21 protein-coding genes and 1 pseudogene are annotated in these 25,564 nt (G+C 55.9%); 14 read left to right on the top strand and 8 right to left on the bottom strand.

Translation table 11 applies throughout. From position 1 onward, the window contains the following. Positions 1-433: 433 nt before the first annotated feature. Genes L6R44_RS12625 through L6R44_RS12615 form a run of 3 tightly spaced genes read left to right on the top strand, consistent with a single transcriptional unit; the run spans position 434 to position 2,842 of the window. The gene (locus L6R44_RS12625; RefSeq protein ID WP_237424425.1) at positions 434-1,039 is read left to right on the top strand and encodes a hypothetical protein; all 606 of its coding nucleotides are present in this window, start codon (positions 434-436) and stop codon (positions 1,037-1,039) included. A 10-nt stretch (positions 1,040-1,049) separates the two neighbouring features. Next, positions 1,050-2,453 (top strand): PAAR domain-containing protein, encoded by a 1,404-nt coding sequence (locus tag L6R44_RS12620; protein WP_237424424.1) that lies wholly within the window; start codon positions 1,050-1,052, stop codon positions 2,451-2,453. Beyond that, on the top strand, positions 2,450-2,842 hold the full coding sequence (locus L6R44_RS12615; RefSeq protein WP_237424423.1) for a hypothetical protein: 393 nt from the start codon (positions 2,450-2,452) through the stop codon (positions 2,840-2,842). Before L6R44_RS12620 ends, L6R44_RS12615 begins: the two co-directional genes overlap by 4 nt. A 466-nt stretch (positions 2,843-3,308) precedes the next feature. On the opposite strand, the gene L6R44_RS12610 is transcribed toward L6R44_RS12615, so the two are convergent. From L6R44_RS12610 to L6R44_RS12590, 5 genes are all read right to left on the bottom strand, one after another. Beyond that, positions 3,309-4,856: an MFS transporter gene (locus L6R44_RS12610; RefSeq protein ID WP_237424422.1), complete on the bottom strand. Its 1,548-nt coding sequence runs from the start codon at positions 4,854-4,856 to the stop codon at positions 3,309-3,311. Between the two features lie 79 nt (positions 4,857-4,935). Beyond that, the gene (locus L6R44_RS12605; RefSeq protein WP_237424421.1) at positions 4,936-5,955 is read right to left on the bottom strand and encodes a Gfo/Idh/MocA family protein; all 1,020 of its coding nucleotides are present in this window, start codon (positions 5,953-5,955) and stop codon (positions 4,936-4,938) included. 12 nt (positions 5,956-5,967) lie between these two features. Further along, positions 5,968-7,035 carry a Gfo/Idh/MocA family protein gene (locus L6R44_RS12600; protein ID WP_032643840.1) on the bottom strand — a complete coding sequence of 356 codons (1,068 nt, stop codon included), beginning with the start codon at positions 7,033-7,035 and terminating at the stop codon, positions 5,968-5,970. Continuing rightward, positions 7,032-8,216, bottom strand: a complete 1,185-nt coding sequence (locus tag L6R44_RS12595; RefSeq protein WP_032643841.1) for a Gfo/Idh/MocA family protein — start codon at positions 8,214-8,216, stop codon at positions 7,032-7,034. Before L6R44_RS12595 ends, L6R44_RS12600 begins: the two co-directional genes overlap by 4 nt. 15 nt (positions 8,217-8,231) lie before the next feature. Next, entirely contained in the window at positions 8,232-9,383 is a 1,152-nt protein-coding gene (locus tag L6R44_RS12590) for a Gfo/Idh/MocA family protein (RefSeq protein ID WP_237424420.1), read from the bottom strand. 193 nt (positions 9,384-9,576) lie between these two features. On the opposite strand from L6R44_RS12590, the gene L6R44_RS12585 reads away from it, so the two are divergent. Continuing rightward, complete coding sequence (locus L6R44_RS12585) at positions 9,577-10,635, top strand: LacI family DNA-binding transcriptional regulator (RefSeq protein WP_032643843.1); 1,059 nt, start codon at positions 9,577-9,579, stop codon at positions 10,633-10,635. On the opposite strand, the gene msrA is transcribed toward L6R44_RS12585, so the two are convergent. Next, positions 10,636-11,277 carry a peptide-methionine (S)-S-oxide reductase MsrA gene (gene msrA / locus L6R44_RS12580; RefSeq protein ID WP_032643844.1) on the bottom strand — a complete coding sequence of 214 codons (642 nt, stop codon included), beginning with the start codon at positions 11,275-11,277 and terminating at the stop codon, positions 10,636-10,638. A 224-nt stretch (positions 11,278-11,501) separates the two neighbouring features. On the opposite strand from msrA, the gene tamA reads away from it, so the two are divergent. The 5 genes and pseudogenes from tamA to L6R44_RS12555 form a co-directional block, all read left to right on the top strand. After that, the gene (gene tamA / locus L6R44_RS12575) at positions 11,502-13,235 is read left to right on the top strand and encodes an autotransporter assembly complex protein TamA (protein ID WP_125371857.1); all 1,734 of its coding nucleotides are present in this window, start codon (positions 11,502-11,504) and stop codon (positions 13,233-13,235) included. Beyond that, positions 13,232-17,008, top strand: a complete 3,777-nt coding sequence (gene tamB, locus L6R44_RS12570; RefSeq protein WP_237424419.1) for an autotransporter assembly complex protein TamB — start codon at positions 13,232-13,234, stop codon at positions 17,006-17,008. The genes tamA and tamB overlap by 4 nt, the downstream gene beginning before the upstream one ends. A gap of 2 nt (positions 17,009-17,010) precedes the next feature. Next, on the top strand, positions 17,011-17,355 hold the full coding sequence (locus L6R44_RS12565; protein ID WP_237424418.1) for a gamma-glutamylcyclotransferase family protein: 345 nt from the start codon (positions 17,011-17,013) through the stop codon (positions 17,353-17,355). A 106-nt stretch (positions 17,356-17,461) separates the two neighbouring features. Continuing rightward, complete coding sequence (locus tag L6R44_RS12560) at positions 17,462-17,635, top strand: antitoxin ChpS (protein WP_237424417.1); 174 nt, start codon at positions 17,462-17,464, stop codon at positions 17,633-17,635. Then, positions 17,629-17,892: pseudogene (locus L6R44_RS12555) on the top strand (type II toxin-antitoxin system ChpB family toxin); the annotation flags it as partial. The gene L6R44_RS12560 and the pseudogene L6R44_RS12555, both read left to right, overlap by 7 nt. 88 nt (positions 17,893-17,980) lie before the next feature. Here L6R44_RS12555 and ppa read toward each other — a convergent pair. Continuing rightward, positions 17,981-18,511, bottom strand: coding sequence for an inorganic diphosphatase (gene ppa / locus L6R44_RS12550; protein ID WP_010427397.1), 531 nt, complete (start codon positions 18,509-18,511; stop codon positions 17,981-17,983). Positions 18,512-18,820: 309 nt separating this feature from the next. Between ppa and ytfQ the strand changes: the two genes are divergently transcribed. The 5 genes from ytfQ (at position 18,821) to L6R44_RS12525 (ending at position 25,096) form a co-directional block, all read left to right on the top strand. Further along, on the top strand, positions 18,821-19,777 hold the full coding sequence (ytfQ, locus tag L6R44_RS12545; RefSeq protein WP_237424416.1) for a galactofuranose ABC transporter substrate-binding protein YtfQ: 957 nt from the start codon (positions 18,821-18,823) through the stop codon (positions 19,775-19,777). Between the two features lie 136 nt (positions 19,778-19,913). Beyond that, positions 19,914-21,416 (top strand): galactofuranose ABC transporter, ATP-binding protein YtfR, encoded by a 1,503-nt coding sequence (gene ytfR / locus L6R44_RS12540; protein ID WP_237424415.1) that lies wholly within the window; start codon positions 19,914-19,916, stop codon positions 21,414-21,416. A 10-nt stretch (positions 21,417-21,426) separates the two neighbouring features. Then, positions 21,427-22,452, top strand: a complete 1,026-nt coding sequence (gene ytfT / locus L6R44_RS12535; RefSeq protein ID WP_167513843.1) for a galactofuranose ABC transporter, ATP-binding protein YtfT — start codon at positions 21,427-21,429, stop codon at positions 22,450-22,452. Beyond that, entirely contained in the window at positions 22,439-23,440 is a 1,002-nt protein-coding gene (yjfF, locus tag L6R44_RS12530) for a galactofuranose ABC transporter, permease protein YjfF (RefSeq protein ID WP_023616965.1), read from the top strand. The genes ytfT and yjfF overlap by 14 nt, the downstream gene beginning before the upstream one ends. 84 nt (positions 23,441-23,524) lie before the next feature. Next, complete coding sequence (locus L6R44_RS12525) at positions 23,525-25,096, top strand: methyl-accepting chemotaxis protein (RefSeq protein ID WP_237424414.1); 1,572 nt, start codon at positions 23,525-23,527, stop codon at positions 25,094-25,096. Here the strand turns inward: L6R44_RS12525 and L6R44_RS12520 are convergent. Then, positions 25,068-25,424 carry a helix-turn-helix domain-containing protein gene (locus L6R44_RS12520; RefSeq protein WP_032643850.1) on the bottom strand — a complete coding sequence of 119 codons (357 nt, stop codon included), beginning with the start codon at positions 25,422-25,424 and terminating at the stop codon, positions 25,068-25,070. The genes L6R44_RS12525 and L6R44_RS12520 overlap by 29 nt on opposite strands. Positions 25,425-25,564: the final 140 nt, after the last annotated feature.

Here is a 25,564-nt window from a genome sequence, read left to right as displayed (position 1 = left end):
CCCGCTAGCGGCGAATACGAAAAATGTTTCTAAAGTCCAGAGATAAGTAAGCAATAGATCGTTAATGTCGATCACTAAGACCAACCGTGTGGTATCGGGGCTGTATATGCCAGCCAGCGTATAGGTTGCTCGATCAATCTCAATAACTGTTTGTACTGGCACAAGGTAGCGAAAGCAATCATGTGTAATGGCAATTGCATGATATGTAAATACTTTCTGTTTTATGTATTTGTGGCAAAAGCATGAGGTTAATAGTTCAATCTCTGTACAAAACCGTAATGTTCATGTGAGAATTAGAGTCTAAAAAAACAACACGAGAATAGGACGTTATGACCAAAAAGATTCATTTTTATGCACCTGGTACAAACGATTACATCAGCCCAACTTTACTTTTCTCAGTTGCCCGGATGACGGTAAATGATGACGGGATTCAGTGGTAGAGACTCAGTGGGTTGGCGGTGGCAATTTTCAGGGGATGGCTCTTTACACTTCGATTCTTGATGCGGCAATTGCTGCTGAAGTACTGAATCAGGCAGAAACCCTGTCGGAATGGAAGGTTTACCCATTCTCTGATCTGAACATTACAGAAATGATGATTAACACGAAAGCCCATAAATCACATTACGACATGATGCTTGTGTTTGGGTTCTCAATCGACGATTTCAGAAACCTTATACTGCAATCTGATCTATACCGAACTCTGCAATTCCCTGAATCATTCCCAATCGGTGACGGCTTAGATCCCATCACAAACAAGGTAATCCTGAAATTCGATGAATCTCTGTTCGAGGGGATGAATGGTTACTGGCATGAAGAGTTTCCCAGCTACTGTGAATCAATGGAGATCCTGAACTCTCAACCTCTCAACTTCATAAAAGAACATGCCCAGAATGCTGTATCAACGGCACTTGTCACCGCAACACCGATGATCAGCCCGGCAACGCAATACTGTGTATCCACCTATTCCATCGAAAAGCAAATGTGGATCGTATCTTCTCTGGCAGTGAATGGTTCTAAACCTGCTAACAAACTTCATTAAGGATGATTCTATGGCTACTGGTCATTTTCTGAGGATTGGCGACAAAACAACGTGCGGCGGTAGTATTCTTTCAGGTTCCCCAAATCACAGCTTTGGAGGGATTGCGACCGCGAGAAATGGCGATTCTGTCTCTTGTGGTAAAGATGGCAAGGTATACCATATCGCAGGTGGTATCCCCACTTACTCGATTCATGGAGTTGCCGCAGCAGGTACTTTGCATAGCCGCAGTACATGCCCCTGTAACGCAAGTTTCATTTCGTCATTCCCAAATGCTTCCTATTGGGTCGAGGAGAAGAAAGCTGTTAAGGCTGTCCCTGTAGTTACTGCCGCCCCTTTAGCTGCTCCTGTACCAACAAAAGCGGAAGAACCCGTACAGCACGCCCAGACAGCTAAAAAACCACATAAGGAAGAAACTAAACGTGAACCAGTAGATGCTGGCTTCTGTGTACTTCCTTACGGTGCTGAAACTGGTGCTTATGAGCGATACTTATTCGAAGGTAGTTCACCAGCAGGAACAAAGGAGCTTTACCGTTCACTAAATGGGGAAGGTAAGGAATATAAAGCAGGTTCTATTATGCTTCTTGTTGATCCTGAAAAGCAGGATGATGAACAGATAGCACATATGCAGTCTGCTAAACAGCGTATTGATACAGCATTAGAACCGCTTACACATCAAGAAGCTAACTTCTTACACAATCACTATGGCACAATTGCTAACTTTAGTAATATAGCTGATAAAGGCATAGGCCTTGCTGCCGATCCTGTCGGAAAGTACTTCGAGAATATAGAAAAGATCCTGAAAGAAATTCAGGAGACATATAAGAATACATACATGACAAGAGGGGCTTTGATTGGTGAACAGTTCTATGTAAGACGTGCACAATTGTTTAAAGAACTTGAAAGAGAATTAAAAGTAGGCTTCCTAAACAAGGCTATGAAATTTGGCGAGTACACCAAAATAAAAAATGCTCTTGGCTTGTCAACAAGTTCAATTACTCATAAATGGAATGAGACAGGAATAAGTGATATTGAAGGTTATGCTACGCATATAGAACGAGCAGCAAAATATGTAGCAGCTATGCGATATGTTGGCTATGTAGGGATCGGCTTTAGTGCCCTGCATTCAATCAATGAAATAAATGAGGCTTGTTCTGTTGGTCGTGAAGACGAATGTACTAAAAAGAAATATACTGAAATAGGGAGTTTTGCCGGTAGCACTGGTGGCGGTATTCTTGCAGGCGGTATGGCTGTTCCACTTTGTATAGCCATTGGCGTTGGTACTGCTGGTACAGGTGGGTTAGTTTGTGCTGTTATCGCTGGAGGGACTTTAGGTTATGTTGGTGGGGAAGCTGGCGGCTGGGGGGGAGAACAGGTAGGAAACACCCTTTATAATGTTATAGAAGGTACAAAATGAATTCATTGGATCTGATCATAATATGTTTGGCTGCAATATTTGTAGCTTCACTGATATTTTATCTTATCTATGGGAAGTTTACAGAACTCAAATTCGATCTTATTGCAGCTAAGTTTAAACAGCAATTTGGATATACACCATTCTCCATGACTGTTGGTAAAGGTGGTGGCTTTTTCTTCTGGGGATATAAAGAATCTTATCTTATGAGTGCTCTTATATTTCCTAAATTTCCAGCGACAAAAAAGACACTGACAGAAGAAGAAATTTTATTCTTTAAAAATCTAAAAACCAGTGAAATATCTTGGTTTTATATCAAGTATATTGCATTGGTTATCGGATTGTTAAGTTTCATCTGTCTGTTGATTGTGCTTAAACTAAAACCAGATTAATGTACTGTCAGATAGAGCCTAGCCCTGAGTAGCATAACTGATAACTGGCTGATTTATCATGTAAAAACATAAGTTTTTTAGTTTTCTGAGAACAGCCGCGAAAGCGGCTTTTCTTGTATGTGAATACGAAATCCGCTTAGGTACTGGCCTTAAGAACACAAAATAATCAAATCCCTGGCATCCCGATTTTTGACAGAAAATCTAAAGGGATCGTTTACTGAGGTATAAGTACAGTCAGTTTTTTCCGCCTGATTTAAAATCTCGTTCGCCTAATCAGGTTCAACCTCGTCGACAAAATGCCGTGTGCTCAGATCTCAGTGCCGAACTTTTCATTAACTCGGTATCGCCTAAAATCTGAACGATTGAAAATCTCTTTTGGGTAGAGCGTAAAGAGATGTAAATCTGCCAGAGGTCACATTTTTGGCATAAAACAGACCGGACAGCGGGCGCTGTCCGGTACATCGCGTTATTTCACGGTAGACAGGCGGACATTGCCCACCGCCCGACGGGTCGCATCACCGCCCCAGACCTGATCGTACTCATAGCCGGTGAGCTGTTTGATCACCACGCGCGTCCTGGCGTCGCAGTCGCGGTAATCTCCGCCGAGCTTACGGCGCGCAATCTCTTTGAGGAGCAGCTTATGCGTCTCGCGGGTGAGCTTAAACATGTAGGTAGTGAAGAAGCTGACCGCCAGCAGGGCTGACGTCGCGAAAATCATCAGACCCATTATCGCCCCCAGCGCGCTTTCAGGCTGCACGCCGCTGCCTTTCACAAAACCGGCCTCCTGCAGCACCAGGCCAATAATCATGATGGCCATCGCCACGGTACTTTTGCGGGTCAGGACCATCACACCGGCAAAAATCCCTTCGCGGCGCTGCTGCGTCACCATCTCGTCGATATCCGGAATGAAGCTGTAGATATTCCACGGAATGTAGTAAAGGCCGGAGCGTGCGGCACCCAGCAGGATAAAGACCGCCGAGAACAGCAGCGTCGGCACCTGCGTTTCGGTGAGGTAGACCGTAAACAGGAATGCCAGCACGCAGAAGATACAGCCGTAGGAGAGGCGCAGCGCGGCGGAAGGGGTAACATTCAGCCGGTTCAGCAACAGCATAAACCCATACGTGCCCGGCACCGAGGCGAAGGCCGCAATGCTCAGCCAGCCGGATACCGCCGCCGCATCCTGGCTCAGGCAATAGACGACATAATAGGTAAAGACCGAACCGAATACGTCCATTGCCGTAAACGAAAAGATATAAATAATGATATGCAGCCGGAACGCGCGAATGCGGAATGAAGAAAAGAGATCCAGAACCAGATATTTCAGGTGATTGAGTATCCCGCTGCTGCGCTGGTTATCCACTTTAAAGTCGGACTCCTGCGGTACATCTTTGGCTTCCCAGGTGGTGTACCAGGTAATAAATACCGCAAGGCAAAATACGCAGGAAAATATTAGCCCGGTGAGGGTATAGGTAAACGGATTATCTTTACCCGTGAACTGCATAATGACGCCGGGAACGGAAACCGCAAGAAAGCCCCCGAGCTGAGAGCAAATCATGCGCACGCCGGAGAGGCGGCTACGCTCTTCATAGCGGTTTGTCATTTCCGCCGCCAGCGTCTCCCACGGGACCAGCACCATCGCCGACAGCAGTTCTATCGAGAGATAGGTGCCCAGATAATACCAGTAGCCCATGTCCGTCAGCCACAGCAGGGCATACAAAAACATGAGCGGTGAGCTGAGTAATAAAAAGAAGCGGCGGCGGCCAAATTTACGTCCGAGCCAGGTATCACCGAAATTATCGGTGACGTATCCCATAATCGGGCTTAAGAGTGCGTCAATAACGCGGGCAATGGCGAATATTGAACCCGCTTCAATCACTGAGAGTCCGCAATAGGTGGTGTAAAAAAAGAGCAGCCAGGTGCCGATAATGGCAAAAGCGCCCCCGCCAAACAGATCGGTTACGCCGTAGCCAAGCGCTACGCCGTAACCAACTCTACGTTCAGTTGGTTTGACCATAATAATATCCAGTGTAGGGTAGTGATTAACCTGTGTTTCAGGTCGTTTTGTTATTTACTGCTGGACGACACTTACGTTTCTAATTATTGATATCTATCCATTGTCTTAATTGAGATGAGCGATAAATGGCCTCCACAAGGGTGAGTGATTTCCCGGCAGCATGGATATCGATGTAGTCCGTTTCCGGGTGATGAATGGCATGATAAAAACGGCGGATCGCCTGCTGGTGTCCCAGCCCCCAGTAGCTTTTGACCGAGCCGTCAGGGGAATCATCGGTTGCCAGCTTGCGGCGCTCGCCCGGGGCGATGCGCCAGAGCTCGTTGTCATTGAGCAGCAGCGAACCCCGTTCGCAATGGATCTCAAGCCAGAGGGGGGAATCCGCGGTATTGCAGTTGCTGGCATAAAACAGGCCGCGCGCGCCGTTAGCAAAGTGCAGCGTCGCCATTGCGCTGTCCTCCCCTTCGGTGATATCCGCCAGTTCGCCGCTATCCACTACGCCTTTCAGGCGCGTGACCCCGCCGGCGAACCACTGCATCAGGTCGAGGGTATGGATCGCCTGGTTGATCAGCAGACTGCCGCCTTCCGTTGCCAGCCGGCCACGCCACGGACTTTCGGCGTAATAGGCGCCCGACCGTGACCACGTCAGCACCGCTTTCATGCCGAGCATCTTCCCCAGCCCGCCCTCGCTTAACTCCTGGCGGATGTGCAGGCTGGTGGGGTTGAGCCGGTTCTGATAGCAAACGCCGAGCAGACCCGGTGCCTGCTCGACGGCCTGGACGATATCGCCGAATTCACTGCTGTTCATCCCCACCGGCTTTTCGCAGAACACATGCTTCCCGGCGGCGAGCGCCGCCAGGATCATACGTTTATGCTCGAAATGCGGCGTACAGATATGGACCACGTCGATGGCATCATCCAGCAGCATTTCCCGGTAATCCTGATAAAAACGGCACTGATAGGCCATCGCCAGCGTCAGTCCTTTAACGCTGTCGATGTCTACCAGCGCGCGCAGTGCGACGTTGGGGATCTGGCGTAATGCATTCACATGGCAGCTGTGAATCGCGCCGGCACCGATAACCGCTGTATTCAGGATCCTCATCGTTGCCTCCCGTTATGCCGTCGCGTTGGCCAGCATCTGAGCCTTCACGCAAAGTTCCGCCGCCTTGAAGGCGTGCGCCTGCGTCATGGCGTTTTCGGTCCGGTGCAGGCAGTCGAGGATCAGTTCACCAAAGAACGGGAACCCGACCTGTCCGGCAACGGGATACCGGAATTCGCCCTCTTTGTTCACCAGGTAAACCACATCCTGCTCGCCGCGGGTTAAATCGACATATTTGCGGATTTCGATATAGCCTTCGGTGCCGAGCAGCGTCAGGCGACCGTCGCCCCACGTTGAAAGCCCGTCCGGCGTAAACCAGTCGCAGCGGAAATAGCCGCTGGCACCGTTTTCGCCTTTCAGCATCGCGTCGCCGAAGTCTTCGAAGGCGGGATACTGCGGGTGTTTAACGTTGCGCACCCGGCTTGCCACCACCGAGGCGTCGCTGTTGCCGGTGTAAAAAAGAAACTGCTCAATCTGGTGGCTGCCGATATCGCAGAGAATGCCGCCGAAGTCGCGACGATCGTAGAACCACGCCGGACGACCGGTTCCTTCCCGGTGCGGTCCGGTTCCCAGAGTTTGCACGACGCGGCCAATCGCGCCCTGCTGTACCAGCTGTCCGGCAAAGACCGCGCTCTCTACGTGCAGACGCTCGCTGTAATACACCGCGTATTTCTTCCCGGTTTGCTCTACCATTGCTTTGGCATCGGCCAGCTGTTCAAGGGTGGTGAGCGGTGCTTTATCCGTGAAATAGTCCTTCCCTGCGGCCATCGCTTTCAGCCCCAGCGCACAGCGCTCGGACGGGATGGCGGCACCCGCCACCAGACGCACCTCGTCGTCGTTGAGTATCACGTCCAGCGACGACGCCACGTTGGCCTGCGGGTATTGCTGGATGAATTTATCCACTTTCGCCGGGTCAGGGTCGTACACCCATTTCAGCGTGGCGCCGGCTTCAATCAGGCCGTTGCTCATGCCGTAAATATGCCCGTGGTCGAGTGCGGCAGCGGCAAAAACAAATTCACCTTCCCGGACAACCGGCTGCGGTTTGCCTACCGGGGCATAGTTCATTCCGTCCTTCTTGTTCATGATGACATTCCTCGATCCAGATCTTTTCCCAGGGGGATGGCACCGACTTCGCTGAAGTTGGCCACGCTTGCGGACTTCTCATAAAAACGGGGGGCGAGGGCGTTCGTCCCGCCGGTACGGTAAAACGGGTCATCGCGCTGAATCGGCAGCGGGACGACGGTGCGGGTAATGGCTGATTTATAAATTGCGGTAATCAGTTCGAGGGAACGCTTACCCTGCAGGCCATCCACTAACGGTGCCGTGCCGTGCTCGATGGCATAAAGCAGGTCGTTAATCTGCCCGTTGTGTAGCGTCCATTCGAGTTTCCGGGTGTCGTGAAAAATAGCGTTGAGTTGCGCTTCTCGCGCCAGATCGTGGCTTTCCTGTGGGAAGCCGTTATCGGCACTCACGCTGGCAAAGGCCTGCCACGGCGCGGAGATACGCGCTTTCTCGCCCTGAATGATGATTTTCTGATCTTCCCCGTGGTGCACCACCGAGGCGGTAAGCTGCGTGAGCGCCCCGTTCGGGTATTTGAAGATCGCGGCGCTGAGGTCTTCCACCTCGGCATTGTCGTGCGCCACGTTGGTCATCATTGCCACGACCTCCGACGGGTAGCCGAGCATCCACTGGATGGCGTCGATGTGGTGAACCGCGTGATTAAGCGTGCAGCCACCGCCCTCTTTTTCCCAGGTGCCACGCCACCACAGGTCGTAATAGCAGCGTCCGCGCCACCAGAACGAATCCACCTGCGCATGGCAGATTTTCCCCGCGAGGCCGGAATCCAGCGCCGCTTTTAAGCGCCAGAAAGCATCGGTAAAGCGGTTCTGAGCGATGATGGAGAGCGTTTTACCGCTGGCCTGCTGTGCGGCGATCATCGCGTCGCACTCCTCCAGCGAGGCGGCCATCGGTTTTTCGCACAGCACATGGCACCCCGCGCGCAGGGCATCAATGCTAATCTCCGCATGAACGTAGGGCGGCGTGCAGACGTCGACGATGTCCGCATCGGGCTCCGATGCCAGCATCTGCTGGTGGCTTGCGTACACGCGGGCATCCGTCAGGCCGTAGCGTGCTTTTTTCTCGTAGGCTTTTTCCGGGTAGATATCGACCAGCGCGACGATCCGGCAACGCTGACCAAACTGCAGATAGCCCTGGATGTGGTTATGCGAGATATTTCCTGTTCCCACGATAGCGACATTTAACATCGTGTTTCTCCGCTGTTACCAGGTGCCAGAGGCGTCCAGCGTGATGCTGGCGGCCTCTTTAGCCACTGAGGTACTGATACGCTGCTGAAGCAGGCGCAGATACTGTTTCTCGTTGAGCGGCAGGTCGACCCAGTCGTCTGTCCAGGTGGAGAGGTGCATGGCGTTGGAAAGCGTCAACCCGCGGATCCCTTCCAGACCCGGCGCAATCAGCGGCTCGCCGCGCAGAATGGCGGCGGAGAAATTGGCGGTAATAACGTGGTGTTCGCTGCATTCCGGGGTAACGGGGATGGAGACCTCCCAGCATTCGGGTTCACCAAAACCGTTTTGCCAGCGGGCGTTGAAGGCGGTTTCGGATTCACGCAGCCGCCAGTAGCGCAGTTTCCCCTCTTCGACGACCACCTTGCCGCGGTCGCCAACGATTTCCAGGCGGTTGGTCCCCGGTGTTTCCGCGACGGTAGTGATAAACACGCCCGTCGCGCCACTGGCATACTCCGCATAGGCGGTGACCTCGTCTTCCACTTCGATATCGCGATGCTTGCCGAACTGGCAAAACGCGCGCAGACGAACCGGCATCCCGACCAGCCACTGCCAGAGATCGAGCTGATGCGGGTCCTGGTTGAGCAAGACGCCGCCGCCTTCCCCTTTCCAGGTGGCGCGCCAGCCGCCGGAGTTGTAGTAGCTCTGCGAGCGATACCAGTTGGTGATGATCCAGTTGGAGCGGCGGATCTCGCCCAGTTCGCCGCTGTCGATAAGGTCTTTGACCTTCTGGTAGAGCGGGTTAGGGCGCTGGTTGTACATGATGCCAAACACCACGCCGCACTCCCGGGCGCAGGCGTTCATCTCCTGCACCTGAGCCGTGTACACCCCTGCCGGTTTTTCGCACAGGGTGTGGATGCCGCTGCGCATCGCCAGCATCGACAGGCGCGGATGCTCATAGTGCGGCGTCGCGACAATCACCGCGTCGATCAGTCCGCTCTGGAGCATCTCCTGCGCGTCGCTGAACAGGGGGAGATTGCCGACCAGCTGGCGAATGGCCGGATGCTTTTCCGGTGCATTATCGCAAACCGCCGTCAGGCAGGCATCGCTGACCGTACCCGCCAGTAAATAGCGCGCGTGGACCGTGCCGATATTACCTATTCCAATAATGCCAAAACGTACCTTCTCCATGTCACACCTTAATTTCTGTTGAAAAGAAGTGATGACCGGAAAATAGGAAAAGCGGACAGCAGCGACAATGTGTTTTTGTGAGAATACTCGCAAGGTGATTAAGTAATCTCCAGGCCTTTTGAAATTTGGTTTTAAAATCAAAAGGCTGTTTCTGCAAATATTTGCAAAAACTGAATGAGAGCGAGGTCACACTATGCCGGGCAGGTTAAAAATGGAGGAGATAGCGGCCCTGACGGGCTATTCCGTCAGTACGGTGTCTCGGGTATTAAGCGGCAAATCGTATACCAGCGATAAAGCCCGGGAGGCGATCGTTCGTACCGCCAGGGAATTAGGCGTGCTGGAGTCCGTGGCCAGCGGCAGGCTGTTAATTAACGGTATCGCTGTGTTTGCACCAGAAAGAACCTTTCAGGGACGCGGGGATATTTTTTATCTGGAAGTGACTAAAGGGATCGCTGAAGCCTGCGCGCGGCACAATGTATGGGTGAGCTGCTGTGGATTAGAAGAACAGCACGCCGATGTGAAATTATTTATGGAAAAGGCCGGTCAGAAGAATATTAACGCGATAATTATTATTGGGACTGATGATTCCACCATATTTAAACTGGCGAGTACGCTAAATAAACCCTGCGTGTTAATTAATTCCATTGACCGGGATCGCGAGCTGGATGCCGTGTCGCCCGATCACCGGGCGATTGGGTTTACCGCCATGCACTATCTTTTTGAGCAGGGGCATCGGCGTGTGCTCACGCTCACCTGCCTGCGGCGAGAAACGCTTTACGCGCGTCTGGACGGCATTAAAGAGGCGTACCGCCATTTTCACGTGGGCTTTGATCCCCAGCGCGATTTGCTCGTGACGGAGTGGTTTACCGCCGAAGAGGCCGAGCGGGCCCTGGACGCGTGGCTGAAGAGCCACGATAAATCGCAGTGGCCGGAGGTGATTTTCCCGAACAGCACCAGCATGGTGGAAGGCGTGGTCAGGGCGTTGACCCGACACGGGCTGCGCATTCCGGAAGATATTTCGCTGATAACGACCGATTTTGCATGGAACCTGGCGCACCGTCTGGAAAAACCGGTCACGGGCGTGACGGTGCCCTGTCGGGAGCTGGGGATTGAAGCCGTTCATCTGCTGCAAACGCGGCTCAACCGACCGCAGGCGCCGGTCTTTAACCTGCTGTTGCAGGGAAAAGTGATGGATTACGGTTCGGTCTGTAATGCGACGCGCCACGCGGCCCGCGTGGCGCTGGAACGGTGATCAGGCCAGCTGTGGCGGCAGGCAGACGCCGATGCCCCCGATACCGCAGTAGCCGTACGGGTTTTTATGCAGGTACTGCTGGTGATCGTCCTCGGCGTAGTAGAACGGTTTTGCGGTGGTGATTTCCGTGGTCACCTCGCGCGTATCGCCCGCTTCACGCATGGCCTGCTGGAAGCGCTCAAGGCTGGCGCGCGCGGCGGCATCCTGCTCGGGCGTGAGCGGATAAATGGCCGAGCGGTACTGCGTGCCGTGGTCGTTGCCCTGACGCATGCCCTGCGCCGGGTCGTGGTTTTCCCAGAAGACCTGCAGAAGCTGCTCGTAGCGGATTACGGTTGGGTCATACACCACGCGTACCGCTTCCGCATGCCCGGTTTCGCCAGAGCAGACTTCGCGGTAGGTTGGGTTCGGCGTGTAGCCGCCCGTGTATCCCGCGGCCGTGCTGTAAACGCCGGGCAGCTGCCAGAAGAGGCGCTCAACGCCCCAGAAGCAGCCCATGGCGAACAGGGCGATTTCCATGCCATCCGGCACGTTGGTCATAGAGTGGCCATTAACGGCGTGTAAGGTCGCCACAGGCATAGGGGTGTTGCGCCCCGGTAATGCATCTGCTTGTGAAACCAGATGCTTTTTGTCGAATAAACTCACGATGGGGCCTCCCGGGGTGCGATGTTTCAGTTAAGGTTGTCACGACGCGTTTAATTGAACACAATAAATGCGCTGAATGAGTCTAGATTTAATCATAAGAAATATTTGGGTGTTACACCCATTTTCAACCCGCGATTCGGGTTTTTGGCCAACGGGCCGTATTTTGCCGCGGAGCGGCAGTTCATTTGCTTCCAGGGTGGAAACAGGGATATTCAGGAGAAAACGTGACAAAAATCCGCCAGTTATGTCTAGTCAGTGTATTGCTGACAAGCGGGATTGCCAGCGCGGCGAATGTCCGTTTGCAGGTTGAGGGGTTATCCGGGGCGCTGGAAAAAAACGTGCGTGCGCAGCTATCGACCATCCAGAGTGATGAGGTGACGCCGGACCGGCGTTTTCGCGCGCGCGTCGACGATGCGATCCGGGAAGGGCTAAAAGCGCTGGGTTATTACGAACCCACCATTGATTTCGATCTCCGCCCGCCGCCAAAGAAGGGGCGTCAGGTGCTTATTGCCCGCGTTTCGCCGGGTGAGCCGGTACGGATTGGCGGCACGAACGTCATCCTGCGCGGCGGGGCGCGTACCGACCGGGATTACCTGGACCTGCTCAGCACGCGGCCGAAAATCGGTACCGTGCTTAACCACGGCGACTACGACCATTTCAAAAAAGAGCTGACGAGCGTTTCCCTGCGCAAGGGCTACTTTGACAGCCAGTTCGATAAAAGCCAGCTGGGCATTGCGCTGGATCGGCATCAGGCCTTCTGGGATATCGACTACGACAGCGGGGAACGCTACCGCTTTGGGGATGTGACCTTTGAAGGTTCGCAAATCCGTGAAGAGTACCTGCAAAACCTCGTGCCGTTCAAAAAAGGCGATTACTACCAGTCGAGAGACCTGGCGGAACTGAACCGTCGTCTTTCCGCGACCGGCTGGTTTAACTCCGTGGTTGTCGCACCGGAATTTGAGAAGTCTCGCAAAACCAAGGTGTTGCCGCTGCATGGCGTTGTTTCGCCGCGCACCGAGAACACCATTGAGACCGGGGTTGGCTATTCGACGGACGTCGGCCCGCGCGTGAAGGCCACCTGGAAAAAGCCGTGGATGAACTCCTACGGCCACAGCCTGACCACCAGCGCCAGTATTTCCGCTCCGGAACAGCAGCTTGATTTCAGCTACAAAATGCCGCTGCTGAAAAATCCGCTTGAGCAGTATTACCTGGTCCAGGGGGGCTTTAAGCGCACCGACCTGAACGATACCGAGTCCGACTCCACCACGCTCGCCTTGTCGCGTTTCTGGGATCTCTCCAGCGGCTGGCAGCGCGCCATTAACCTGCGCTGGAGCCTGGACCACTTTACCCAGGCCAACGTCACCAATACCACCATGCTGCTCTATCCTGGGGTGATGATCAGCCGCACCCGCTCGCGCGGTGGCCTGATGCCGACCTGGGGGGATTCCCAGCGTTACTCCATCGATTACTCCAACACCATGTGGGGTTCTGACGTAGACTTCTCGGTCATTCAGGCGCAAAACGTCTGGATCCGCACGCTGTATGACAAACACCGCTTTGTGATGCGCGGCAATCTCGGCTGGATTGAAACCGGCGACTTCGACAAAGTGCCGCCGGACCTGCGCTTCTTCGCCGGGGGCGACCGCAGCATCCGCGGCTACAAATACAAATCTATCGCGCCTAAAGACGATGACGGCAAGCTGATCGGGGCCTCCAAGTTGGCGACCGGCTCGCTGGAGTACCAGTACAACGTCAGCGGAAAATGGTGGGGCGCCATGTTCGTCGACGGCGGCGAAGCGGTGAGCGATATCCGCCGCAGCGACTTTAAAACCGGCGCGGGCGTAGGCGTACGCTGGCAGTCGCCCGTCGGGCCGATCAAGCTCGATTTCGCCGTGCCGGTCGGCGATAAAGAAGAACACGGATTACAGTTTTACATCGGTCTGGGGCCAGAATTATGAGTTTATGGAAGAAGATAAGCCTCGGGGTGCTGATTTTTATCGTGCTGCTGCTCGGTACGGTGGCGTTTCTGGTGGGAACGACGACCGGGCTGCATCTGCTGTTTAACGCCGCGAACCGCTGGGTGCCGGGGCTGGAAATTGGTCAGGTGACGGGCGGCTGGCGCGACCTGCGACTGAAGAACATCCGCTATACGCAGCCGGGCGTGGCGGTAAACGCCGGGGAGTTTCACCTGGCGGTGAAGCTGGGCTGCCTGCGGGACAGCAGGCTCTGCGTCAACGATCTGTCGCTTAAAGACGTTAACGTGGCGATCGATTCGAAGAAAATGCCGAAGTCCGCGCCGGTCGAGGAAGAGGACAGCGGCCCGCTCAATCTCTCCACGCCGTACCCGATCGCGCTTTATCGGGTGGCGCTCGATAACGTTAATATCAAAATCGACGACACCACCGTGTCCGTGATGGATTTCACCTCCGGCCTGCGCTGGCAGGAGAAAAACCTCACCCTCACGCCAACCTCGCTGCAGGGCCTGCTGATCGCGCTGCCGAAAGTGGCCGACGTGGCGCAGGAAGAGATCGTCGAGCCGAAGATCCAGAACCCGCAGCCGGAAGAAAAGCCGCTGGGCGAAACGCTGAAGGATCTCTTCTCGAAGCCTGTCCTGCCGGAAATGACCGACGTGCATCTGCCGCTGAACCTCAATATTGAGGAGTTCAAAGGCGAGCAGCTGCGCCTGACCGGCGATACCGATCTGACCGTCTACACCATGCTGCTTAAGGTCAGCAGCATTGACGGCAGCATGAAGCTCGACGCGCTGGATATCGACACCAGCCAGGGCTCGGTGAACGCGTCAGGGAATGCCCTGCTGCGCGACAGCTGGCCGGTGGATATTACGCTGAACAGCGCGCTCAACATCGACCCGCTGAAGGGCGAAAAGGTGAAGGTTAAAGTCGGCGGGGCGCTGCGCGATAAGCTGGACGTCGGGGTGAATCTCTCCGGCCCGGTGGACATGGTTCTGCGCGCGCAAACGCAGCTGGCGGAAGCCGGCCTGCCGCTTAACCTTGAGGTCGTCAGCAAGCAGCTTTCCTGGCCGTTCACCGGCGAAAAGCAGTTCCAGGCCGACGACATGAAGCTGAAGCTGAGCGGCAAGATGACCGACTACACGCTCTCGTTCCGCACCGCGGTGAAGGGGCAGGGCGTGCCGCCCGCGAACATCACGCTGGATGCGAAGGGTAACGAACGGCAGATCAACCTCGACAAGCTGACCGTCGCGGCGCTGGAAGGCAAAACCGAGCTGACCGCGCTGCTCGACTGGCAGCAGGCAATCAGCTGGCGCGGCGAGCTGAAGCTGACGGGCATTAACACCGCCAAAGAGGTACCGGACTGGCCGTCGAAGCTGGATGGCCTGATCAAAACGCGCGGCAGCCTGTACGGCGGAACGTGGCAGATGGACGTGCCGGAGATCAAGCTCACCGGGAACGTGAAGCAGAACAAGGTTAACGTTGAAGGCTCGGTGAAAGGCAACAGCTACCTGCAGTGGGTGATCCCGGGCCTGCACGTCGCGCTGGGCCGCAACACGGCGGACATCAAAGGCGAGCTGGGGGTGAAAGCTCTGGAGCTGGATGCCGCCATCGACGCGCCGAATCTGGACAACGCCCTGCCGGGCCTGGGCGGGACGGCGAAGGGGCTCGTGAAGGTGCGCGGCACGGTAGACGCGCCGCAGCTGCTGGCGGATATCACCGCCAATAACCTGCGCTGGCAAGAACTGAGCGTTGCTCGCGTCCGGGTGGAAGGGGATGTGAAATCCACTGACCAGATCGGCGGTAACCTGAACCTGCGCGTGGAGCGCATTTCGCAGCCTGACGTGAACATCAGCCTGGTCACCCTGGATGCGAAAGGGAACGAGAAGCAGCACGACCTCCAGCTGCGGGTGCAGGGCGAGCCGGTCTCCGGCCAGCTTCACCTGACCGGCAGCTTCGACCGCAAAGAAGAACGCTGGAAAGGGACGCTGGACAATACGCGCTTCAATACCCCGGTCGGGCCGCTGGCGCTGTCGCGCTCCATCGCGCTGGACTACCGCAACGCCGAGCAGAAGATCAGCATTGGGCCGCACTGCTGGACCAACCCGAATGCGGAACTGTGCGTACCGCAGACCATCGATGCGGGCGCGGAAGGGCGCGCGCAAATCAACCTTAACCGCTTCGATCTGGCGATGCTGAAGCCGTTTATGCCGGACACCACCCAGGCCAGCGGCGTCTTCAGCGGGAAAGCCGACGTGGCCTGGGACACCACTAAAGAGGGGCTGCCGCAGGGCAGCGTCACGCTTTCGGGCCGTAACGTGAAGGTGACGCAGGAGATCAACGACGCGCCGCTGCCGGTGGCGTTCGATACCCTCAACCTGAGCGCGGACCTGCATAACAACCGTGCGGAGCTGGGGTGGCTGATCCGTCTTACTAACAACGGTCAGCTTGACGGGCAGGTCCAGATTACCGACCCGCAGGGACGGCGTAATCTGGGCGGCAACGTCAATATCCGCAACTTCAACCTGGCGATGGTGAACCCGATTTTCGCCCGCGGGGAAAAGGCCGAGGGCATGCTGAACGCCAACCTGCGCCTGGGCGGCAACGCGCAAAGCCCGCAGCTGTTCGGGCAGATGCGCCTCAGCGGCGTGGACATCGACGGCAACTTTATGCCGTTTGACATGCAGCCCAGCCAGATTGCGATGAACTTCAACGGCATGAGCTCGACGCTGAGCGGATCGGTACTGACGCAACAAGGTCAAATCAACCTGAGCGGCGACGCGGACTGGAGCCAGCTCGACAACTGGCGGGCCCGTATTGCCGCGAAGGGCAGCAAGGTGCGTATCACCGTGCCGCCGATGGTGCGCCTGGACGTCTCGCCTGATGTGGTCTTTGAGGCCACGCCAAGCCTCTTCACGCTTGACGGTCGCGTCGACGTGCCGTGGGCGCGCATCGTGGTTCACGACGTGCCGGAAAGCGCGGTCGGCGTCTCAAGTGATGAAGTTATGCTCAATGAAAATCTGAAACCTGTCGAACAGAAGAGCGCTGGCATACCGATTAATAGTAACCTTATCGTGCACGTGGGGAATAACGTGCGGTTGGATGCGTTTGGGCTGAAGGCGAGGCTCACGGGCGACCTGAAGGTGGCGCAGGATAAACAAGGGCTTGGCCTCAACGGGCAGATCAATATTCCTGAAGGGCGCTTCCACGCCTATGGTCAGGATTTGATTGTCCGTAAAGGCGAGCTGCTGTTCTCTGGTCCACCGGATCAGCCCCTGTTGAACATCGAAGCGATTCGTAACCCGGAAGCGACGGAAAACGACGTCATTGCCGGGGTACGCGTCACCGGTTCCGCCGACGAACCGAAGGCGGAGATCTTCTCTGACCCGGCGATGTCCCAGCAAGAGGCTCTTTCTTACCTTCTGCGTGGACAAGGTCTCGACAGCGGTCAGAGCGACAGTGCGGCGATGACCTCGATGTTAGTGGGGCTGGGGGTTGCACAAAGTGGGCAGGTTGTGGGTAAAATCGGCGAGACGTTCGGCGTAAGCAATCTGGCGCTGGACACCCAGGGCGTGGGTGACTCCTCGCAGGTGGTGGTCAGCGGCTATGTGCTGCCGGGTCTGCAGGTAAAATATGGTGTGGGGATCTTTGACTCACTGGCAACACTCACGTTACGCTATCGCCTGATGCCTAAGCTATATCTGGAAGCAGTGTCCGGCGTAGACCAGGCACTTGATCTGCTCTATCAGTTTGAGTTTTAGCAATGCGAATATTTGTCTACGGCAGTTTACGAACCAAGCAAGGCAACAGTCACTGGATGACCAATGCCCTGCTGCTGGGGAATTACAATATCGAGAACTACCAGTTGTACAGCCTGGGCCACTATCCAGGCGCGGTTCCGGGCGAAGGAACAGTACAGGGTGAAGTGTATCGTATTGATAACGCAACGCTTGCCGAACTTGATGCCTTGCGCACCAGGGGCGGTGAATACGCACGCCAGTTGATCCCGACGCCGTACGGTAGCGCGTGGATGTATGTCTACCAGCGTCCGGTCGACGGGTTAACGCGGATTGTAAGCGGTAACTGGTTAGACAGAGACCAGTACTGAAAAACGACAACGCCACCGGAAGGTGGCGTTGTTTTTTTGTGTGGCGGCTCGCAGTCCGCAGTGAAATTTCCTCCTGCTTTCTTTTTTCCTTCGAGCGTTATTCCTAATGCCAGGTCAGAGTATGGAGACTCAGGTGACAAATAATCAGTTAGTGCTCACTCCGGTGAGTAAGCAGTACTCGCTTGAAGAGTTGTTGGCGCAGTGTGATATGTCAGCCCCGGAAGTTAACAAACAGGACGTATGGGGCACGTCAGGTCCCGTAGGTGATGAAGTATGGTGAAGCGACCTTGTTTTGAACGAGGTGATATCGTTCTCGTCGGCTTCGATCCTGCAAATGGTCATGAACAAAAGGGCGCAGGCAGGCCCGCTTTAGTGCTATCCGTTAGCGCGTTCAACCAGCCTGGAATGACGCTGGTTGCGCCTGTTACACAGGGGGGCAATTTTGCCCGCTATGCGGGTTTCAGTGTGTCGCTGTCTTGTGAAGAAGGGAATATTCAGGGCGTCATTCTGGTAAACCAGATCCGAATGATGGATTTGGGTCTGGCAAAAGTTAAGCCAGGGCTTAGCTATATGGCAGATATAAAAAAGCCCCGACTCGCGGGGCCTTCATTATCAGCTGTAAGAATTATTTCTTAGCAGCGCGTTCGAAAGAGGCGATGATTTCTGCTTTCGCCGCTTCCGCGTTGTCCCAGCCGTCAACTTTAACCCACTTGCCTTTTTCGAGGTCTTTGTAGTGCTCGAAGAAGTGAGTGATCTGCGCTTTCAGCAGTTCTGGCAGGTCGTTCACATCTTTGATGTGATCGTACTCTTTGCTCAGCTTGGTGTGCGGTACCGCAACCAGCTTGGCATCTTCACCGGATTCGTCGGTCATTTTCAGCACGCCAACTGGACGGCAGCGAATGACGGAGCCTGGCTCCAGCGGGTATGGCGTTGGGACCAGCACGTCAACCGGGTCACCGTCCAGAGACAGGGTGTGGTTGATGTAGCCGTAGTTGCACGGATAGAACATCGCGGTAGACATGAAACGGTCTACGAACAGGGCGCCGCTCTCTTTGTCCACTTCGTATTTGATCGGATCTGCGTTAGCCGGGATTTCGATAACAACGTAGATGTCTTCTGGCAGTTCTTTACCCGCTGGGACGTTGAGTAAGCTCATGTCGGTGTCCTTTAAAATGGATGGTAAATTCGTGGCAGGTATTATAGCCAACTCGCGCTGAATGTCTCCGCCTGTTTTCGCTTTCTCTCCCCGCTTTCTCCACTTTTCAGACCGATTCCATGACAGGAAAATCCATAAACGTAGCCGCATTTTTAATGGTGAAATGAAAGCGATTACAAACTTGTGATTAACGTTTTATTCACTTTTCTGAAGTGTGATGTAACGCAATTCGTTACCTATTTCATGGGCTATAGTCATTCCGCAGAACATCTTTTAACCAACAATAACTCACCCTACGAGGACGTTCATATGTGGAAGCGCTTACTCCTGGTCACAGCAGTTTCGGCAGCCATGTCGTCTATGGCGATGGCCGCTCCCTTAACCGTAGGTTTTTCGCAGGTCGGCTCTGAATCTGGCTGGCGAGCGGCAGAAACCAACGTGGCGAAAAGCGAAGCTCAGAAACGCGGCATCACCCTGAAAATCGCCGATGGTCAGCAAAAACAAGAGAATCAGATCAAAGCCGTGCGCTCCTTTATCGCCCAGGGCGTGGATGCCATCTTTATTGCCCCCGTCGTGGCGACCGGCTGGGAACCCGTCCTGAAGGAGGCGAAAGACGCTGAGATCCCGGTCTTCCTGCTTGACCGTTCCATCGACGTCAAAGACAAATCTCTCTATATGACCACCGTCACCGCCAACAACGTGCTTGAAGGGCAATTGATTGGCGACTGGCTGGTGAAGCAGGTCGACGGCAAGCCGTGTAACGTCGTTGAACTGCAGGGCACCGTGGGTGCGAGCGTGGCTATCGACCGTAAAAAAGGCTTCGCTGAGGCCATCGCGAAAGCGCCAAACATCAAGATTATCCGCTCTCAGTCCGGCGACTTTACCCGCAGTAAAGGCAAAGAGGTTATGGAGAGCTTCATTAAGGCGGAAAACAACGGCAAGAACATCTGCATGGTTTACGCCCACAACGATGACATGGTAATCGGTGCGATTCAGGCGATCAAAGAAGCGGGCCAGAAGCCGGGCAAAGATATCCTCACCGGCTCTATCGACGGCGTACCTGATATCTACAAAGCGATGATCGACGGCGAAGCCAACGCCAGCGTGGAGCTGACGCCAAACATGGCGGGCCCGGCCTTCGACGCGCTGGAGAAATTCAAGAAAGACGGCACGATGCCTGAGAAGGTGACCGTCACCAAGTCCACGCTCTACCTGCCGGATACGGCGAAAGAAGAGTTAGAGAAGAAGAAAAACATGGGCTACTAAGCCCTGACCCGCGCCCCTCACCCCAGCCCTCTCCCCGGAGTGGAGAGGGGGAAAGGCAGGGCGGAGCTGGATATTAACAATTGGCACGATCAATCCCCTCTCCCCTCCGGGGAGAGGGTCAGGGTGAGGGGGAACCATGACCACTGAACAACACCAGGAAATCCTCCGCACAGAGGGCTTGAGTAAATTCTTCCCCGGCGTAAAGGCGCTGGATAACGTCGATTTCAGCCTGCGGCGCGGCGAGATTATGGCGCTGCTGGGCGAGAACGGTGCGGGAAAATCGACGCTGATAAAATCCCTGACCGGCGTTTATCACGCCGATCGCGGCACCATCTGGCTGGAAGGCAACGCCATTTCGCCGAAAAATACCGCCCATGCCCAACAGCTGGGGATCGGGACGGTCTACCAGGAGGTGAACCTGCTGCCGAATATGTCGGTGGCGGATAACCTGTTTATTGGCCGTGAGCCACGGCGTTTTGGCCTGCTGCGCCGCAAAGAGATGGAGGCGCGGGCGACAACGCTGATGGAATCCTACGGCTTTTCCCTCGACGTCCGCGAGCCGCTGAACCGCTTTTCCGTCGCGATGCAGCAGATCGTCGCCATTTGCCGCGCGATCGATCTCTCTGCGAAAGTCCTGATCCTCGACGAACCCACCGCCAGCCTCGATACCCAGGAAGTCGAGATGCTCTTTACCCTGATGCGCCAGCTGCGCGATCGGGGCGTCAGCCTGATCTTCGTTACCCACTTCCTCGATCAGGTCTACGAGGTGAGCGATCGCATCACGGTGCTGCGCAACGGCAGCTTTGTCGGCTGCCGCGAAACCCGCGAGCTGCCGCAGATCGAGCTGGTCAAAATGATGCTGGGCCGCGAGCTGGAGACCAACGCCCTTCAGCGCGCGGGCCGCACGCTGCTGAGCGAGAAGCCGGTCGCCGCCTTCAGCAACTACGGCAAAAAAGGGACGATCGCGCCGTTTAACCTTGAGGTGCGGCCGGGCGAAATTGTCGGGCTGGCGGGCCTGCTAGGGTCAGGCCGGACCGAAACCGCCGAGGTGATCTTCGGGATCAAGCCGGCAGACAGCGGCAGCGCGCTGATCAAGGGCAAACCGCAAACCCTGCGATCGCCGCATCAGGCCTCCTGTCTGGGCGTCGGCTTCTGCCCGGAGGACCGAAAAACGGACGGGATTATTGCCGCCGCCTCGGTGCGGGAAAATATCATTCTGGCGCTGCAGGCCCAGCGCGGCTGGCTGCGTCCCATCCCGCGTAAAGAGCAAATCGCCATCGCCGAGCGGTTTATCCGCCAGCTCGGTATCCGCACCCCGAGCGCGGAACAGCCTATTGAGTTTCTTTCCGGCGGTAACCAGCAAAAAGTCCTGCTTTCACGCTGGCTGCTAACTAAACCCCAGTTCCTGATCCTCGACGAACCGACCCGCGGCATTGACGTCGGCGCGCACGCCGAAATTATCCGGCTTATCGAGACGCTCTGCGCGGACGGGCTGGCGCTGCTGGTTATCTCGTCCGAGCTGGAAGAGCTGGTGGGCTATGCCGATCGCGTCATCATCATGCGCGATCGCAAACAGGTGGCAGAGATCCCGCTGGATAAGCTGTCCGTTCCGGCGATCATGAATGCCATCGCGGCATAAGGAGTGAATCGTGATGCCCCGTTCGCTTTCGCAAACCGGTGAGTCAAAGCGCCGCTTCAGCTGGCCAACCGGCACGCCGCAAATCGCGGCGCTGCTGGTGGTATTGCTGGTGGATAGCCTGGTCGCGCCGCATTTTTTCCAGATTATCGTCCAGGATGGCCGCCTGTTTGGCAGCCCGATTGATATTTTAAACCGTGCCGCACCCGTGGCGCTGCTGGCCATCGGGATGACGCTGGTCATCGCCACCGGCGGGATTGACCTCTCCGTTGGCGCGGTGATGGCTATCGCCGGGGCCACGGCAGCCTCCATGACCGTGGCCGGACACAGCCTGCCGGTTGTTTTACTGGCGGCCTTAGGCACCGGCGTGCTGGCAGGACTATGGAACGGCATTCTGGTCGCGGTGCTGAAAATCCAGCCCTTTGTCGCCACCCTCATTCTAATGGTGGCCGGGCGCGGCGTGGCGCAGCTGATCACCTCCGGACAGATTGTCACCTTTAACTCCCCGAGCCTGGCGTGGCTCGGTAGCGGCAACTTTCTGTTCTTCCCGACGCCGGTGATGATTGCCCTGGTCACGCTCGCTGTCTTTTGGCTCTTCACCCGCAAAACGGCGCTGGGGATGTTCATTGAGGCCGTTGGGATCAACATCCGCGCCGCGCGCAACGCTGGCGTCAACACGCGGCTGATGGTGATGCTGACCTACGTGCTGAGCGGCGTCTGCGCCGCCATCGCCGGGATCATCGTTGCGGCGGATATTCGCGGGGCCGATGCCAACAACGCGGGACTCTGGCTGGAGCTGGACGCGATCCTCGCGGTGGTGATCGGCGGCGGGTCGCTGATGGGCGGGCGCTTTAACCTGCTGCTCTCGGTGATAGGCGCCCTGATCATTCAGGGCATGAACACCGGGATCCTGCTCTCCGGTTTTCAGCCGGAGCTCAACCAGGTGGTGAAAGCGGTGGTCGTGCTCTGTGTGCTTGTCGTCCAGTCGCCGCGCTTTGTCAGCATCATTAAGAGGATCCGTGGCCATGATAAAACGTAATTTACCGCTAACGATCACGCTGGGCGTGTTTGTGCTGGGCTATCTCTACTGTCTGACGCAGTTCCCCGGCTTTGCCTCGACGCGCGTTATCTGCAATATCCTGACCGATAACGCCTTTTTAGGCATCATCGCCGTCGGCATGACGTTTGTGATCCTCTCCGGCGGGATCGACCTCTCCGTCGGCTCGGTGATCGCCTTTACGGGCGTGTTCCTCGCGAAGGCGATCGGCTTCTGGGGGATCTCCCCGCTGGTGGCGTTTCCGCTGGTGCTGGTGATGGGCTGCGCGTTTGGCGCCTTTATGGGGCTGCTGATCGACGCGTTAAAAATTCCGGCGTTTATCATTACCCTCGCGGGCATGTTCTTCCTGCGCGGCGTGAGCTACCTGGTGTCGGAGGAGTCGATTCCGATTAACCATCCGGTATACGACACGCTCTCCAGCCTGGCGTGGAAAATTCCCGGCGGCGGACGGCTGAGCGCGATGGGGCTGCTGATGCTGGGCGTGGTGGTCATTGGCATTTTCCTCGCCCACCGTACCCGGTTTGGCAATCAGGTTTACGCCATTGGCGGCAACGCCACGTCGGCCAACCTGATGGGGATCTCGACCCGCAGCACCACCATCCGCATCTATATGCTCTCGACCGGCCTGGCGACGCTGGCGGGTATCGTCTTCTCGGTATATACCCAGGCGGGCTACGCCCTGGCAGGCGTGGGCGTGGAGCTGGACGCGATTGCCTCCGTGGTGATTGGCGGCACGCTGCTCAGCGGCGGGGTGGGGACGGTGCTGGGAACGCTGTTCGGCGTGGCGATTCAGGGGCTGATCCAGACCTATATCAACTTCGACGGCACGCTCAGCTCCTGGTGGACGAAGATCGCCATCGGCATTCTGCTGTTTATCTTTATTGCCCTTCAGCGCGGCCTGACGGTGCTCTGGGAGAACCGTCAAAGCTCGCCTGTTACCCGCGTGAACACATCGGTAACAGAGAGATAACATGCTGAAAGTCTAAACATTTTCCGGTAGCGGCCGATACTCTATTTTTATGCCCAGAAATATCTCGCTACCGGAAATAATATCATGCTTAAAACGCTATCGATTCGTACCGGCTTGCTCTCTTTACTGGCCGTTATGACCCTTCTGCTGCTGATTGTCAGCGGCATCGGCATTTATGCCCTCACGCAGAGTTCTTCTTCACTGCAGCGCATCAATCACCTTCAGGGTGAGCAGATGGTGCAGCTAAATTCAGGCTATACGCTGATCCTGCGCGCGCGCAATGAGGCGGGCCAGGCCGTCCGCATGATGGAAATCGGCCTGCTGGACGATGCGGCCAACGCGGTAAAAAACATCAATCAGGAAGTTGCCCTGGCCCAGAAAACGCTGAAGGGGGTGATCGACGGCGGCGTGGCTGACGAGCAGGGGCAACGGCTGCTCGATAAGGTGGCGGCCAGCCTGGCGGCGTATAACCAGCAGGGGATCAACCCGATGCTGAAAACCCTGAATGACCAGAGCGCGGACGGGTATTACGATCTGCTGGAGAAGACGCTGATTCCGGTGGCGAAGCAGTTTGATAACGACATGCAGGCGTTTCAGAAGTGGAGCGAAGCGCGAGGTCAGGCGGAAGTGGCCGCCGTGCAGGCAAGCAAAACCCGCGTTCTGATCCTGATTATCGTCGCCGCGCTGCTGACGGCGGGCATCATCGTCCTCGCCTGGCTGGCGCTGCGCCATATGCTGCTCAAGCCGCTCTCGGCCTCGATTGTTCAGCTGGAAAATGTGGCGGCAGGCGATTTAACCCATACGCTGACGGTCCCCGCGAGCCAGGAGTTTAACCGCCTCAACGCGGTGATAGAGGAGATGCGCCAGTCGCTGATGCACTCGGTTCTGCGGGTTCGCGATGCCAGCGCGCAAATTGATACCGGCAGCCGCGAGCTGACGCTCGGAAACCGCGATCTTGCCGAGCGTACGGAATCTACCGCCACGTCGCTGGAGCAGACGGCGGCCAGCATGGAGCAGATCACCGCGACGGTGAAGCTCAACGCCGATAACGCCGAGCAGGCGCACCAGCTGGCCAAGTCGGTCTCCGACACGGCCGATCACGGCAGCGAAATGGTCTGCTACGTGATTGAAAAAATGCGCGATATCTCCGGCAGCTCGGCGCGCATCGCCGACATCCTGAGCGTGATCGACGGCATTGCCTTCCAGACCAATATTCTGGCGCTTAACGCCTCCGTGGAAGCGGCGCGGGCGGGCGAGCAGGGGCGCGGGTTTGCCGTCGTCGCGGGTGAAGTGCGCAACCTGGCCAGCCGCAGCGCCGACGCGGCGAAAGAGATCCGCTCCCTTATCAGCGATTCGCAGACCCACGTTAACGAGGGCAGCGAATTGGCCCAGCAGGCTGGCGAAACGATGGATGAGATCGCAACAGAAGTGCTGCGGATGACCAAACTGATGCGCGAAATTGCGACCGCGTCTCATGAGCAGAGCCGCGGCATTGAGCAGGTGAATATTGCGGTGAATCAGATGGACGAAACCGCGCAGCAGAATGCGGCGCTGGTGCAGCAATCCTCCGCCGCGACCCGCTCCCTTGAGGAGCAGTCGCGCCAGCTAATGGAAGCCATGTCATCATTCAAAGTGACGGCTCAGACCGCGGCATAATATTCTCCCGCCCCGGCACGTTCTGTGCCGGGATTTTACTATTCGCTGAATTAACGCCGGCTATATTATCGTGAATTTCACCCATTAATATTTCCAGCGAGCGGGTTAAATCTAACGCTTTTTCCGTCGGCTCAAGATATAAGCCTTTGCGGAAAAATAAAGGTTCATCAAAGAGTTGATTAAAACGCTTTAAGGCCAGGCTCACCGCCGGGCGGGACATCTCCAGGCGCAGAGAGGCCTTTGCCATGCTGCCGCAGCGGACGATCTCAATAAATACAGGGATAAGATTTAAATCTATACCGGTAGTCGCACGGGAATAATTTTTCATTGCAATTCTGCTCCACGAAATATCTCTCAAACTGTTATGGAAATAATGCAGGAGCAGTGGTGAATATTAAAGCGTGTTTTTTATAAACACTTATACGGTAAAATATATAAATGTGTTGGGGAGCCTGACAGGCTCCCCGG

Source organism: Enterobacter cloacae complex sp. ECC445 (assembly GCF_021892025.1).
In the GTDB taxonomy this organism is placed as follows: Bacteria; Pseudomonadota; Gammaproteobacteria; order Enterobacterales; family Enterobacteriaceae; genus Enterobacter; species Enterobacter chengduensis.
This window is presented reverse-complemented; position numbering and strand designations above follow the sequence as displayed.